Annotated in this window: 10 protein-coding genes; 4 read left to right on the top strand and 6 right to left on the bottom strand. The window is 37.6% G+C overall.

Annotated elements, in window-relative coordinates; genetic code table 11:
• Positions 1 to 3: 3 nt before the first annotated feature.
• On the bottom strand, positions 4 to 3,108 hold the full coding sequence (locus ACFS6I_RS13915) for a SusC/RagA family TonB-linked outer membrane protein (RefSeq protein WP_380921485.1): 3,105 nt from the start codon (positions 3,106 to 3,108) through the stop codon (positions 4 to 6).
• Positions 3,109 to 3,412: 304 nt separating this feature from the next.
• Positions 3,413 to 5,803 (bottom strand): PDZ domain-containing protein, encoded by a 2,391-nt coding sequence (locus tag ACFS6I_RS13910; protein WP_380921483.1) that lies wholly within the window; start codon positions 5,801 to 5,803, stop codon positions 3,413 to 3,415.
• 1,179 nt (positions 5,804 to 6,982) lie between these two features.
• On the opposite strand from ACFS6I_RS13910, the gene ACFS6I_RS13905 reads away from it, so the two are divergent.
• Both ACFS6I_RS13905 and ACFS6I_RS13900 read left to right on the top strand, forming a co-directional pair.
• Positions 6,983 to 7,177, top strand: coding sequence for a cold-shock protein (locus ACFS6I_RS13905; protein ID WP_380921481.1), 195 nt, complete (start codon positions 6,983 to 6,985; stop codon positions 7,175 to 7,177).
• Between the two features lie 293 nt (positions 7,178 to 7,470).
• Positions 7,471 to 8,577, top strand: a complete 1,107-nt coding sequence (locus tag ACFS6I_RS13900) for a fatty acid desaturase (RefSeq protein ID WP_380921479.1) — start codon at positions 7,471 to 7,473, stop codon at positions 8,575 to 8,577.
• A 167-nt stretch (positions 8,578 to 8,744) separates the two neighbouring features.
• Here the strand turns inward: ACFS6I_RS13900 and ACFS6I_RS13895 are convergent, their stop codons facing one another.
• The gene (locus ACFS6I_RS13895) at positions 8,745 to 9,704 is read right to left on the bottom strand and encodes a heavy metal-binding domain-containing protein (RefSeq protein ID WP_380921477.1); all 960 of its coding nucleotides are present in this window, start codon (positions 9,702 to 9,704) and stop codon (positions 8,745 to 8,747) included.
• Positions 9,705 to 9,989: 285 nt separating this feature from the next.
• Between ACFS6I_RS13895 and ACFS6I_RS13890 the strand changes: the two genes are divergently transcribed.
• On the top strand, positions 9,990 to 10,556 hold the full coding sequence (locus ACFS6I_RS13890) for a hypothetical protein (protein ID WP_380921475.1): 567 nt from the start codon (positions 9,990 to 9,992) through the stop codon (positions 10,554 to 10,556).
• A 78-nt stretch (positions 10,557 to 10,634) separates the two neighbouring features.
• Here ACFS6I_RS13890 and ACFS6I_RS13885 read toward each other — a convergent pair whose 3' ends face one another.
• Entirely contained in the window at positions 10,635 to 11,678 is a 1,044-nt protein-coding gene (locus ACFS6I_RS13885) for a fatty acid desaturase (protein WP_380921473.1), read from the bottom strand.
• A 296-nt stretch (positions 11,679 to 11,974) separates the two neighbouring features.
• On the opposite strand from ACFS6I_RS13885, the gene ACFS6I_RS13880 reads away from it, so the two are divergent.
• Positions 11,975 to 12,331 (top strand): lipocalin-like domain-containing protein, encoded by a 357-nt coding sequence (locus ACFS6I_RS13880; RefSeq protein ID WP_380921471.1) that lies wholly within the window; start codon positions 11,975 to 11,977, stop codon positions 12,329 to 12,331.
• Between the two features lie 88 nt (positions 12,332 to 12,419).
• On the opposite strand, the gene ACFS6I_RS13875 is transcribed toward ACFS6I_RS13880, so the two are convergent.
• Entirely contained in the window at positions 12,420 to 14,261 is a 1,842-nt protein-coding gene (locus ACFS6I_RS13875) for a carbon starvation CstA family protein (protein WP_380921469.1), read from the bottom strand.
• A gap of 4 nt (positions 14,262 to 14,265) precedes the next feature.
• Positions 14,266 to 15,879 carry an alpha-L-fucosidase gene (locus tag ACFS6I_RS13870; RefSeq protein WP_380921467.1) on the bottom strand — a complete coding sequence of 538 codons (1,614 nt, stop codon included), beginning with the start codon at positions 15,877 to 15,879 and terminating at the stop codon, positions 14,266 to 14,268.
• Positions 15,880 to 15,887: the final 8 nt, after the last annotated feature.

Raw genomic sequence — 15,887 nt, 5'->3', positions numbered from 1 at the left:
AGATTAGTACTTGATCTTAATTCCTGCAGTGTACATCTTAAGCTGCGGAAATTGTGCAAATCTTCCAGAGCCTGATCTTTCGGGATCATTACCTTCGTATTTGGTCCAAGTAATCAGATTATCTCCAGACACATACACCGTGATCCCTTTAGCCGCGATACTTTTGGTAATGGACTCAGGAAAAGTATAAGACAGGTATAGATTTTTCAACCGTAAGTAAGATGCATCCTGCAAGAAGTATGTTGACGGGTATCCCGATACGCCGGCATAACCTGACAGGTATACTGCCGGAACGGTGTTGCTCGGATTAGTCGGTGTCCATGCATCCAAAAATCTCGTCGGTGGTGCTGATCCCTGCATAAAAGGATCGTAACCCCATTGGCTAACCTGCACCTTTTGTCCCTGTACTCCTTGAAAGAATGCACTTAGATTAAATCCTTTCCAACCTGCATAAACATTGAAAGAATAACTGTAATCCGGAAATCGACTGATCCTTATACGATCTTCTGGACCAATACTTCCATTTCCGTCCACATCTCGCATCTTCAGGTCACCGGGTTTAACTGCCCCAGAATTTGGCTGTTTAGGTGAATTGTCGATATCAGCCTGGCTCTGAAAGATACCGATCCAATCGTACAAGAAATAATTATTATAGGGTTGACCAACTTCAATTGTTCCTAACGTTTCGGCCAATCTGCTCGTTACTTTATTACGGTATCTATTAAAGATTACATTAGCTCCATAATTGAATTCGCCAATGCGATTCTGATGTCTCAGTTCAAATTCGATCCCCTTATTGACCATAGCACCTGCATTCACGATGGGAGGCGATAAACCGATACTTGCAGGAACATCCGTTCTTGTTTCTAAGATATCTGTTGTATTTTTATTGTACCAGTCGATGGTTACACCAAAAAGTCCTTTGTAAATATCTACATCTAAACCAAAATCCGTAATCGCGGTTTTCTCCCAGCGTAAGTTCTTTTCTACCAGACGTGTTTTCATAACCCCTGCTTCCAGACCATTAAACGTATATGTCGTTCCATCAAGAATATCCTGATAAGGATAATTATTAATTTCCTGATTTCCCAACGCTCCATACGATGCCCGCAATTTTAGATTATCCAGCCATGTTGCTCCATTTTTAATAAAATCTTCTTCTGAAATGCGCCAAGCAGCAGATGCACCGCCAAATGTTCCCCATCTATATTTCGGATCAACACGTGATGTACCGTCATGACGGATATTCCCTTCCAAGAAATACTTTCCCTTATAGTCGTAGTTCACTCTTCCAAAGAAAGATTTGAGTGCCCACTCAAACGAGCTGCCGTTCAAAGTTTGATCTTTTGGAGAACTTCCATCCAATTCCATGATCGTATTATTAGGGAAGTTATAACGGCCACCTCCTAGGGAAGTACTTCTATTATCCTGCTGTTCATAGCCTCCCAATACACTGATATTATGATCTTCAGCGATCGTCTTTATATAGTTTAGTGTTGAGTAGAATGTTTTGGTAATATTTCGACCAGATGATTGCCTCAGTCCAACAAAGCCCGGATTTCCATTGCCTGACTGCTCATATTCGCCTTTATCATTCGGATGGAAAGCGTATGCCGGACTACCAAACTGACGTTGTTTATATTCTTGATTAAAAAACGTAAATGCTGCCTTCGAAGACCATTTTAAACCTTCCAGAAGGTCGACATCTACAAATGCCTGCGCATTGACATTGTAATTTTTAGTCAGCTGCACACCTGTATTATACACTTCCTCAGGCGTGCGGTTAGTTCCTCCTGTACTCATATAATCACGTCCAGCCGATCTACCGCTACCATCTGGTAACCAAGGTGAGAATGTAGGTGCAGCCGCATAGGCCAATAACAAGAGATCATCATTGGTCAACCAGGGCGCTTTAAAATCCTGATAAGAAAAATTGACATTGGTTCCCACTTTTACCCTTTTATGCACCTGTGTGGTATAATCTGTTAAACCATTATACCTTTTATACAAATATCCCTTCGTGATACTATTCTGATCCAGATAATTGAATGAGATATTGTGTGTACTCTTCTCACTTCCACCGTTAGCGCTAAGATTATGATTCTGAATAGGTCCTTTTCCCAAAACATGATCCAACCAGTTAAAATTAGGGTATTGGGCACTATTGGGGTTATTTTTATAGCTATCGATTTGCGCCTGCGTATACATTGCCGGTTGTCCGCTTCGCGCTCTAGCCGAATTGTACATTTCCATATAGGTAACCGAATTGGTGATCAGATCGGGATATTTAGTTGCTTCACTGGTTCCCCAGTTTCCAGTATATTCAATATTACTGGTTCCTACCTTACCCTTTTTGGTGGTTACCAAAATAACACCATTCGCTGATCGTGCACCATAAATGGAAGCCGAAGCCGCATCTTTAAGAACAGTAACACTTTCAATATCCTGAGGAGACAAGTTCGACATCGAGCCAATAACTCCATCAATGAGTACGAGCGGATCGGACGATGCACCGCTAGACCCAAGACCCCTTATCCGCATGCTCCCATTGTCCCGGCCGGGCTCACCCGTGGGCTGTACCACCTCAAGACCGGCGATTCGCCCCTGTAATAGATTTTGCACATTAGGAACCGGACGCTCAGTGATGGTCTTGCCCGATACACTAGCCACAGACCCGGAAAGGTTGACTTTTTTCTGGGTACCGTATCCTACAACTACCACTTCTTCGATCTGCTCACTACCTTCCTGTAGCGTAATACTATAGTTTTTTGCATCCCCGACTACAACATCTTGCGGCGTATAGCCAACAGAGGTAATATGCAAAACATCTTTTGCGGTAGCATTGAGACTGAAACGTCCCTGCTCATCGGTTTTAACGGTTTGATTTGTTCTCTTAAGCTGAACAGTAACACCGGCAAGAACTGCACCCTGCGCATCTTTAATAGTTCCAGTGATGGAAACCTGCTGTTGATAGGTTTTTGCATATGCCGCATGTACAGGAAGGTACAGCGTGCTTAAAAAGAACGGCACTACCAATGGTATGGTGGTTTTCTTTAGAAATACCCGCATGCGATATGCACCAGGCACTATAGGTTTAAATAAGTACATAGATAATTGGTTTAATTTGTAACTGGTTTGTTACTCTAAAATTATTAAACTAATCTATCCCAAATACACGTTATATTACCCGATTTGCATGCATTATTAACATCTTTAAAAAAAACTTAAGTTTAGTATGGTTTATAAAATCCTTACCATAAAAAAGCCTCTCAAAAATTATCTGAGAGGCATTTATTGTAGATCTAAAGATTTTCTCTATCCGTATGAAGATCCAATCTATATCATCAAACATAATCATTTGAAAGTAGCTTAATTTCAGTAGAAACAGCAACAACAAGCTTTTAATAGTCAATTATTTGATCACAATAATTTGTTTATTTTGGTTCCTATGAACAACTAAGGTAAATGAATCTTTAGCTTCATCTCGTTTTAAAATTCGCTGTAGGTCGGCTAGATGATTTACCTTTTCATCTTGACACCCTATAATCACATCCCCTATCCGCAATCCGTTTTTATATGTTGCACTACCTTCATCCACCTTGAGTACCAATACACCAGCTATGGACGCTAGGCCAGCCGCAGATTGCTCACCTAAGCTTTCAATAGATTTGAGGGTTGCTCCTTTCCACGTATAAATATCTTTTTTACCATCTGCTCTCGTTTCTGCTACCTGAGGGATTTGAGGTCCTTCGGCTAATGCTTTAAGACGAGGATTACGAACTCCCATATGTAGCATGTCAAAATTTTCAAAGCCATCAAGTTTAGGAACATCTAACCTGAAGTCACCAATTGACGCATCTTTAAATTTAGCTAAGATCACCTTTCCATTGCTTTCTATTCCTTTTGATTGATCGTCTAACAATGTCTGACTGCTCGTGTAGTAATTATTATCAACCGTATCTCCCCAAAATTTAACCTGGATATCCTGATGAGCCGTCATAACCACGTTATTTCTGAATACATCATGGCTATTTTTAAACCAGACATGCGGATGAAAACCATTATTGATCATCACATTGTTATATACTTTTCGATAAAACCCTTCTCTAAGTTTGAGGCCACCGCTCAAACAAATATTATTATAGATCTTGTAGTTCGTCGAGCCGTCATCCAGATCAATATCCCAACCGTGATCACACTGAAATCTGTTGTCATGTAAAAGTGTGGTCTTCACCGCATCTAACGTTACCCAATTAGGATGTAACGCTACTAGTCGATCCATTTCTTGGCGGTCAGGGTGCCAAAACCGGTCTCTTCCCCAAGAATTAAATGCACCATGATCACTCGTTTCAAGTACAGTATGAAATACATCATTATAAGCAATTTCATGGCCACCCCATGTTCCATCGCCAACATTTATTCCTGATCTAGGAACTTCATATATGGTATTGTGCAGTACTTTGATCGACGAGGCCATTGCGATCTGAACTCCAGCAACCTGTTTTTCGATCGTTCCTATTTTACGAATCAAGTTATCACTAGCCTCACAATTCATCGGATAATCCTCCGATTTAGGACCTGGAATCGTATCCATTTCATTTGCCGTTACAAAATTTTCATAACGAAAAGACGGCGATCTTACTGCATCAGGATTTCCTACAAAATTGATTGCGCCAGCACCTATGCGTTCAATCAAATTATTTGAGATTTTCACATCCCGATTATAATTACTGACAAAAATGGCATTACCACCTAAGTCAACAAATTCCGATCCTTTGATCTCACAACGCTCCGCTCCTTCGATTTTAACTGCTCCTTGCCGATAAATAGTCCAATCACTTCTCAGTAAAGGCTCGGAAGTCTTCATAAAAGTAGGCGCCGTGTAGACAAAGCGAATACCTGCTACATGTACATCATGCACATGTTGTGTTAAACTCCCCTGAATGGTTAAGATATTCTCCAACTGTGGTGCCTCCAATTGTAGGTTATTAGGATTTACTCCTGTGGCAGGATAATAATATAATGTACCAGAACTTTCATCCAGATACCACTCATTAACTGCATCCAACTCCTCAAAAACATTCTCGACAAAACGATAGGTATCGTGCATAGCACTAGGTCTATTATTCTGTTTCCCCCCTTCCAGTTTCAGTTTTCCTTCAGCATCCTTACCTACAACACGATAATGAAACCCACCCCATCGGCCGATATGCAACGCATGTACATAAGCACCTACAGGATTTTTCCAGCTCTTCACACGTTCTGGACTAATTGCATCAGCGGCATACCCATTGAACGGAAGTATTGCTGGATCATAATTTGGATATCGTGCACGAATGAGCTGCTTTCCATTTGCAAATAGGCTTTGGAAATTTATGCCTTTTGGTACCTGAGTTTGCCAGATACCGTTAGCACCTTTTGTCCAAGATAGCTTAAGTGGTACAGCCCCACTCCAAGTAACACTTCCCCCATCAATCGCTTTAATCGTAAATGGTGCATCTGCTGTACCAGACAATTCAGTTCCAACGATAAGTGGTTTGTTAATATAATATTCACCTTTGCTAATCAGCACCTCAACCGCTCCTTTATAGCCAGTTTTCTTCAATTTAGCAACACTTTCAAACGCTGCAGAAGGACTTGCATAAGGCTTATCTACAGTTCCTGGATTGCTATCTTTACCCGTCTTGGCAATATAGATTTTTTTAGGCACAGCAGACTGAGCAATAGCAGTATTCCCCTTCCAAACGATACTAAAAAGTAACATTGCTAATATTCGAGGAAAATACGTTAGAACATTATTCATAAGATGAAAAATTGATTATTTATAATAAGTTATAGTTTTTATAATGCAGCAATTAAATCTGCATCACGATTAAGGTTTTCAAAACTAATTTAACAAAATTTACGCAAAGCAAAACTATGTAGTTTTTTTAAACTATAAATGGATGGGGCATCGTATTTCAGCCCGCTATTTATCACAGTATAAATTACAAGTCTATCAACCAAGTTTGACCAGAAATTGTAATAATAGGATGCTTTAATTCACAACCGGTTTGTTATCCTAAATTTATTAAACTAATCTATCCCAAATACACGTTATATTACCCGATTTGCGCGCATTATTAACATCTTTTTTTAAAATCAAAATGTTTTTAGGAATGAACTTGTTTAAAAAAAAGCCTCTCAGTTCATACAGGAGACCTTCATCTAATTAATATCATATGTTTTTTATTTATTACGCCAATATGAGGCTTGTCCCATAACTGATACTTGTTAAAACCTAAATCCCCCTGGCATATCACGAGCCAACTGATATTAAAAAGATGACTTATACCTACCAAAGTGGCATCTTGTCATTCTGCTCCATTAAAAAATTTCAAGATATAAAAGTTTACCTTCTTTTAGCGTAACTACTGACGAAGAAAGAATCTAAAATTTTTCTGATTTCGTATCCCATTGTTGTTGTCAATAACCTGTAAATACCTCTAATTTGAGTTCGTAGCTACCTAGCCAGTTTTTATCGGAAGTTTCCATTTCAAAATATTTCGAGTCAATCTAATCCGAAATTCAATAGTAGTCGGATATAAAACAGAAATCCCTAATTCCCCCTTGTGCTAAACTGTTGAGACCACATATCTATTGTTGATTAACAGTTTTAAAATTTCATAAATAATAAAAAAAATTTATTTTAGAAAAAATATTTTGATTTTAAATAATCAAAGCTTATCTTTGTCTTAGAATCAAGCATGATTACGTTTAATAAAACAGTAGGTTTGCCCTACACTGTCTGTTTACTCCTATCAATTGCTAATTTTTGTTATTCATAAAAAGTGCGCAGTACTCTTAGAGCTTGACTCCAATCAACCTTCAATTTACACACATCCTTTTTCTTTCTAGCAGATCGATTAACTTCTGGAAGTCATATTTTATGTCTTTTACAGTAGTTCAGAATTAAATAATTTTTAATAAAAACAATAATATAATGCAAGAAGGAACAGTAAAATTCTTTAACGTTACCAAAGGTTTCGGTTTTATTACACCAGCAAACGGTGGTCAGGATGTATTTGTACATTCAACAGGTCTAATGGATGATATTCGCGAAAACGAAAACGTTACTTACGAAGTAGAAAACGGTCAAAAAGGTGTTAACGCATTTAATGTGCGCATAGCAAGATAAAAGAATTCGGGAATTATTTTAATTCTCGGTATTTTTGATGTAGTAATTAGCATCTGTGCTAATTAACTACATTTTTTAATGTACCCTCCCAACTTAAATCAGTTTCATCAACCACGCAAAGAATGGTATTTATCATGTGCTTGTGATTAATTTCCAAAAGAATATACTTGCATTAATTACTTTAACAGATCAAATCCCGTACTGAACAAATTTGGAACTCCATTTATCGATCTATACCACTATTTTTCAATTGTAAATATTTTAAATATTATGATCACTATGATTGATTTGCAATGAAAAATAGAATTACGAACACACTAAACTATAAATTTATTAATAACATATCATTTTTAGACCATGTACTTCAACCACCTTCCTACGGGTGGCAAGATGCGACGGGCAAACTTATTAAGCCCAGTAATAAAGAAATCATTACCGAATTCTTTAAGCGGCTTAACATCTTTAAGGACCGTAGAAATTGGCTTCCTTTTTTCAGCTGGTTCAAGATTGCCTGTCTTATTCCCTTTTTCTTTATTTTTTTAACGAATTACCTGACCTGGTGGACAGTTCTAGCGGCCTTTGTATACAGTATGATCATCATGGGGACCCATGGAACGATCTGGCACCACCGCTACTGTACACATGGAGCCTATAAGTTTAAAAATCCTTTTTGGCGGTTTGTTACGCAAAATCTCACAATCAGTGTTATTCCAGAAGAAATATATGTTATATCACACCATGTACATCATGCCAAATCAGATCAACCAGGTGATCCTTATAATGCCCAGGCTGGGTTTTTATACTGTTTTCTTGCAGATGTCAATCACCAGCCGATATCTAAGAACCTGAATGAGCAGGATTATAACAGAGTTAAATCCCTGATGTCACATACGGGTGTACCAGCGAATTCTTATCATCAATATAAAAAATGGGGCTCTTATGTACCTCCTGTTTATGCTATAGTATCTTCATTATTAAACTGGGCATTTTGGTACAGCGTATTTTTCCTAATAGGCGGTCATCCACTTGCTTGCAGTTTGTTTGGTGCAGCAGCTTTCTGGGGAATTGGTGTCCGTACTTTTAATTATGAAGGTCATGCAAAAGGAGAAGATAAACAAAAGGAAGGCACAGATTTCAGTGTGAATGATAAATCTATCAACCAGGTATGGCCCGGAATTGTCGCAGGAGAATGGCATAACAATCACCATTTATTTCCTAAAAGTGCACGCAGTGGTTTCAAACCTCATCAGGTGGATCTCGCTTGGTACTATATCAAATTATTGCATAAGCTGGGAGCTATCTCCAGCTATAGAGATGACAAGAAATTGTTTTACAAACGTTATCACAATCCTTATCTCGAAGCAAAATCAAATAAAAAAAATGAAGATATTATTGCATAAACTGTCATCATAAAAGAGCCTACAGATTATTATCTCTTTTATTTTCGGAAATGTTATTGTACTGTAGATTTCAATCGAGATCATTATTTACAGAATGAAAATTAATACAGGAACGCCTAACTTTAATTAAAAAGTTAGGCGTTCTTACATTAATTATTTATGATCATTTAATGTTGATGTTCATGGTGTTTTCCTTCATCATTACCTTTCTCTCCCTGAGCTACGTCAACTGTAAAATCTGCCGTGTGCACTTGTCCGTCAATTTTAAACTGTGCCCACATGCGGTATATCCCCGCTTTTTTAATATTTGTTTGCGCATATATCGGAAAGCGCTTATCTGATACTGGATGGATATGAAGAAAATCTTTATCTTTTGCTCCGATCATTACGATATGAGCCGTTGCTCCTAAATAATTTTGAAAATCACCTTCCTTTAATTTCTTAGCATTCTTTTCTACAGAGAATTGCAGATCTTGCGTTTGATTTGTTTTTAAATCATTTGCATTAATCAAAGTAACAGTATAACCTGCCGTTGTTGCTATTGCTTTTGGATTCAATTCAAAAGAACTGTTAACCGAAGTACCAGTTACTTCAAGTTTCTTCATCGCAACTTCTCCACCCAATCCCTTAGGTTTATAATCTGTAAACAACAGGTAGTTTCCTGCGACCGGAAATGTTTCTTTCACACCGTAAGTGCCATCTTGCTGTTCTTCGGGATGAATATGATCAAACCAAGATAAATCTTCCTTTACAACCAAGAGATGCATTTTCATTTCATGTACTTCCTCTAGTACGACATTTTTTTCATTCTCTTTGATAGAAATCGACAGCGCTGTTTGTTTTCCGGCTTCTATAGGTTGTGGTGAAGCTAAAATACTTACCGCTAACTTGGTCGAATCTTCCTGATGAATAGGCTGTAATTCCATACCGCATTTACTACATTTATCACCTTTATGTCCTGTTACTTCAGGGTGCATCGTACATGCGTAAGTATGTTCGTGATTGTGAGTCGAGTCTTGTTGTGCTATCATATTTGCTGTTTTGTTTTTACTATTTCCTGGATTGTTACAGGCCGCTAATGTTGTCATCGCTGTCAATCCTAAAAATATATTTTTTAAATTTTTCATATATGCATGTTGTTTGTAGACTAAATCTTGAAATCTACCTTTTTGTTTTCCATCCTACCTCAATATTTATTATCAGGAGGACAATACAAAGGTGAGGAAAAGTTGCGCTTGCTATTTTACGGTATTTTGAGTTTGATTTGTAAAATTTACTGATTCAAAAACCACTTAACCTTTATAACATCTCTTCTCATGCTCTACCGCCCTTCTGTGCAAACTGAATTTATTGATGATAAACTTAGGGGTCTTTGGCACGGTTTTCAACGTATGTAAGCTCAATAAATTAATATGATGAAACTTACTCTATTAACAGGTATCGCTCTTTTTACACTCAGTTTTAGTGCATGCGCGCAACAAAATGGAGCAAAAAAGGAAAGTACGGCTATATACACCGATAGTCTGGAACATGATCAAGAGCTCGGACTAACTCCTCAACAGGAAGAAAAAATTAATGCGATAAATAAAAGTACAGCGTCTAAGTTTGAAGCAATAGGCCGCAATTCATCTTTATCCGGCTATCAAAAGGGACAGAAGAAACGTGAGCTGGCCTTACAGCATAAGAAAGAAATTTTTAATGTATTAACTGCTGAACAACAAAAAAACTGGTTGCAAAAGTATGGTGATGAACGAGCATCGATTAAAGATAACGTAACCGACAACGCAGATGAGGCATTAGAAAAATTGGAAAATCGTTATGATGCCGACAAAAAACTTATTGAGAATGATCATTATTTAAGCAAAAGCGAAAAGAAAATACGTCTCGAAAAGTTAAAAGTCAATTATAAAAATGAAAAAGAAAAGTTAAAAGAAGCGAAAGAGAAAGCGACATCGAGTGGCTTGCTTCAAGGAAGATAATGGCACAGGAAGATAGTAATAAGACCTACATCCAAGCGCCAACAATCAATTTCATTCGCAATTCCAAGACTTAAAAAACTAACTTATTTCATTAAAACGGTTTGCTCTTCTAAATGTTCCCATATCATTAAAACGGACACCATGTGCTTTCATGATTTCATGTGCTTTTTTACGGGCGATATGCCTTACATAAAAAGATTCATTCACAACAAAATGATGAATACCATGTGTCCATCCAAAAAAGAAACAGAATATCTGAAATGGATATGTCCACCAAACGGTTAGTATCTGCGTCTGTTCGATCACGTTTCCTTTCTCTACATCTCCAAAATAATGTAAATTTGAAGTGATGAAATGGAGACAGAACTGGCGTAATAAATTTGGTAATAGAATAATATAGATAATAGGATTGCACCAGCTTAATATTGATTTAATCACTATTGGGAAAACAAAGCCAATATCAAATTTTCGATTTAAAAAGTCAAGTAATAAATCTGCACCAAAAAAATATAAAAGGATATGTGAAACGATGGTCAGTGGAATTAATCCAAAGACACCGCACAGCTTAAGTTTATGAGCAGTTTCAAATTTCAAATTGCCATTGTCTACTTCACGTTTGATATCGGAGAATAATCCTCTGACGCGAAGTAAATTTCCTAATACCAAATCCGGAGTAAACAAAAGACGTTTCAATGTCCATTTTTCACCATTGGTAACTCCTCTTTCTTCGACATCATGTAAAGTCCCTGAAAAACGATGGTGATGTAAATGCAGTGTGCGCCTAAACCATGGATTTAAAGTTAGAGGTCTTAGGATCCATACCGAAAATAACATCACATTATGAATGGCTTTATTACCTTTAAAGTACATGTAATGAATTAAATCATGTTCCAATTCATGCAAAACGCCAAACAAAAATGCATTTACGACGATTAAACTCCAAGCCGGAACAACATCAATATACCACAGATATCCCATTAGTAAACTCAGGCCTACACAGAGTAAAAAAATGCTGAGCCCTATCGCATTTTGGTATTTTAGCAAAGGATATTTAGATTTTAATGCCTTGTATGACTCTGTTATCTCTTTTCTGATTTTACTTGTCCGTTCTTGATGCGTCACAATTTTCTACCTTAAAATTTCCTTGCAAGATACCTAATCTTGGACAAATAAATGGTTTTAAGCTCAAAAGCAAACACAGCACTGACATAACTTAAACTTTACCATATATTAAATTTACCGCCGGAATTCGACTTTCCGGTATTTTGTATAAGTTACACTAAAGGGAAAATCAACTGCTGCTATAGGTTCTCGTTTTAGAGAATGAAAATAATGTATGATATCTGATCCAAATATAAAAGATACTTAGAAGAAGATTAAATTGAAATATTTAAATTACATATAAATTTTAGCAATCTATGAAAACATTAATCACCCTTATTCTCTGTCTGACCGGCTTATGGAGTTATAGCCAAACCTCGAAGGAACTTATCGGAAAATGGAAACTTGTCAAACGAACCAAAGATGGCAAGGTAACAACTCCAGAAGAAACCTACCAAATATTTATGGATGGGGGTAAATTTCAGGGCATCAGCGGTAAAAACTCCCGTAAAGGCAAATGGAAACTTTCTGATGATAACAAAGTACTAACTGTTAAAATCAGCATACTTACTGTTCCATTCAATGTGGATTATTTTGATGCAAAAAAGAGGGTAATCACAAGTGATAAACTGGGAACGCTCGAATACGAAAAAGTATCAGACAAACCGGAGTAATAAACGGGCGTAATCCAAAAATCATGTCTAAAAAAATAATAATGGAAGACTTTTCCTGATCATGCCTATCAGGAAAAGTCTTTTACTTTTAACGTTCTACCACCTCTTTTACGACTTCTCCATAATAATCTACATAGCTTCCTTTATTTTTTAAAAGACTACTCCATTTCCTAAATGCCGCTACAAAAACAATACACATCAGTGCCATAGCCGCTATTGCTAAACTTGCCAAAAGGTAATCGTGTGCAGGTAAATAGATATCCATTACTTGTAAATAACCTGCCCAAAATGTTATCAATGCCATAAATACACCAGGAATAGCGGAGCATAACGCATATTTCCCTCGGTTCATACGAAGTAACATCGTGGTACATACGATCAAGCCACAGGCAGCAAGAAGTTGGTTACTGATGCCAAATAAAGGCCAAATACTACTCACATTTCCAGTAAATACCAAATAGCCCCAAGCAAACGTAAATAGAAAGCTGCATAATATAATGCCCGGCCACCAATTTTTATCTTTAAACCGAGGCACAAATCCACCTATCATTTCCTGTAGAAAATAGCGTCCCACGCGCGTACCTGCATCGATAGCCGTTAAGATAAAAACAGCTTCAAACATAATGGCAAAATTATACCAGTAGGCCATGAGCTGATCCATAAATGGGATACTGTTAAAGATATGTGCCATTCCTATCGCTAAGGATACCGCTCCGCCAGTGCGCCCTTGCAGATCGACCCCTATCTTCTCACTAAAATGAGGTAGATCGACCATGTGCAGACTAGGGTTTGCTTTTAAAAAATCAGCATATAGATGGGCAGGTGTATTGATCGCAAAGTAATCTCCCGGCACTAAGGTGCAGGCCGCAATAAGGGCCATTAGCGCCACAAAACCTTCGACAAGCATGGCTCCATATCCCACAAAAAGAATATCTTTTTCATTTCCGATCATTTTGGGTGTCGTACCTGTCGCTATAATGGCATGAAATCCAGATATGGCACCACATGCAATAACGATAAATATAAAAGGCAAAACAGGCCCTCCGATAATAGGTCCGCCACCATGTATAAAACTTGTCAAAGGAGGCATCTCCATATTCGGATTGACAAATATAATTCCTACGGCAAGCATGATGATCGTCCCTATTTTTAAATAAGTGGACAGATAATCTCGGGGTACTAAAAGCAACCACATAGGTAATACAGATGCTAAGAAGCCATACACAGCAATGGCGATAGAAATCGTAGAAACACGCCAGTGAAACAGGTTACTGATCTGCTCCATCTGCATCAAGCCATGTCCGCCAATGATGCCAGCAATGAGCAATACACCTCCTAAGACACTTGCAAATAGAACACTATCTTTACGGTAGCGCATTATCAAACCCATAATGATCGCAATAGGCATAGTCATAATAACCGTAAAAAGCGACCAAGGTGCTTCATGCATAGCACTTATACAGGCTAAAGACAACCCTGCTAATGTTAGGATAAGGATAAAAAGGATGGCAAAGCCAGCAACTAAACCTGTGGTAGGACCGATCTCTTTGGCTGCAATACTGGCTAAACTTTGACCTTTATGTCTGATCGATGCAAATAACACTAACATATCATGTACCCCGCCCCCCAAAACACACCCGATCAAAATCCAAAGTGTGCCGGGCAGATAACCAAATTGAGCAGCCAGTACCGGACCAACGAGCGGTCCTGCCGCCGCTATGGCTGCAAAATGATGACCAAACAATACGTTCTTATTGGTCACCACATAATCCTGCCCGTCAGCAAATTCATTGGCTGGTGTACTATTTTTTGCATTTAGCCTGAGCACTTTTTGAGCTATAAACAGACCATAAAATCGGTAACCGATAGCCAATAGCAGTAACGCCGTAAATATTAATGTGAGTGCACTGATACCATTTAATGTCTCCATATGATTAATTTAACATATAGTTTGTTAATCCTTCTATTTTGAATACGATAACAAGTTCTGTAGGTAATTTATTTGGTAGGTTTATAGTTAATCCATTCTGATTTTGATCAAAATGGATTTTTTCTTTACTCCCCAGCAAATTGATCTTTGAAATTCTTCTTTGCGATTTCTGTAGCGCTAAAGATGGTATTAGAATATTTTTTTCCTTCGGATTCATAACAAAAATATATAGATTTTTTCCTTTGCATGTAAATCGCACTTCATCTGCAGGATACATAGAACTTTTTATAGTTCTTTCATTAAAATCTGTGTCATTATTTTGCTTTTTCGCACCATCGAGATCAGTTTCAGCTAATCCATTTCCTTTTCGATTACCTTGTAGATTATCCCCATAAATCGTCCATGGTTTAGATGCATAAATAGCTTCAGCATTCATATTCACCCACGCACCAATGGAATCTAGTATTAATCTGTGATTATTTGGTATTTTACCGTTTGGTAATAATTCAACATTTAGTAATAAATTTCCGTTTTTACTTATCATATCCACCAACATTTCCACAACAGTGCGTGCATTATGCAAAATCTGTCTATCTTCTTTATAAAACCAACTTGTAAATGTCAACGTACCTTGCCAAGGTAAATTCTGAATAGAATTTGCACCACCACGCTCTACATCCATCACGGTCGAAGGCTCATCTTTAAATTTACCAGCAACTATAGCATCCAATTTGCCATATTTTTCTAATTTAAAATTATAAAATGCCTCTGACGCTTTTTTACCATAATTACCATAAGGAAATCCATATCCATCAAACCATAGCATGTCTACATCATATTTAGTAGCTAGTTCTACTGTCCTTTTTACCCATGCTTCTTTTACAGATACTAAATAGGCTTCATCTCTCATTTCTGGAGGTAATCCGTAGAGATCTGCCGGATCAAGCCCCTCCCACCAAAGCCCCTTACCATCCTCTTTTGTTAGTCGACCATCATAAGGAATATCTTTATACGCTCCTTCTTTATCTGCACCAAAAGCTGGTAGCCACCAAGACAAAAATCGATCATCATGTGAACTGACACCGAATGGAAGTTGATATTTTCGTGTAGATTTTTCAAATTCACTAATAATATCGCGCTTTGGCCCTACATTGACAGAATTCCATGGATTATAAGTAGATTCAAAATTATCGAAGTGATCATGGTGATTCGCAAGGGCAACAAAATATTTGGCCCCTAAGCTTTTGAAATATTTTAACAAAGCATCTGTATCTAGTGAATCAGCTTTCCATTCATTCACTACGTCTTTATATCCTATTTTTGATGGATGTCCGTATGTCTTATTATGATACGGATATGCATTTTTACCCCACAGCTCCTTTCCAACGTCTTGCTGGTACATATTACGAGCGTACCACCCTCCACCTTGTTTAGGTTGGGTTTGTGCTCCCCAGTGAACCCAGATTCCAAATTTCGCATCTGCAAACCATTTTGGAACTTTATAATCCTTTCGAAAGTCTTCCCAATTCTTAGTAGAATGCTGTTGAAGTTCTTGAGAGAACCCTTTCTCAATTAGCCCGAAAAAACTGATTATATAGATGATATATTTAATATCCATTACACTCT

It is taken from the genome of Sphingobacterium anhuiense (assembly GCF_042686355.1).
GTDB classification, from domain to species: domain Bacteria; phylum Bacteroidota; class Bacteroidia; order Sphingobacteriales; family Sphingobacteriaceae; genus Sphingobacterium; species Sphingobacterium anhuiense.
Note: the sequence above shows the minus strand (reverse complement) of the source record. Positions and strands in the feature narration are given on the sequence as shown.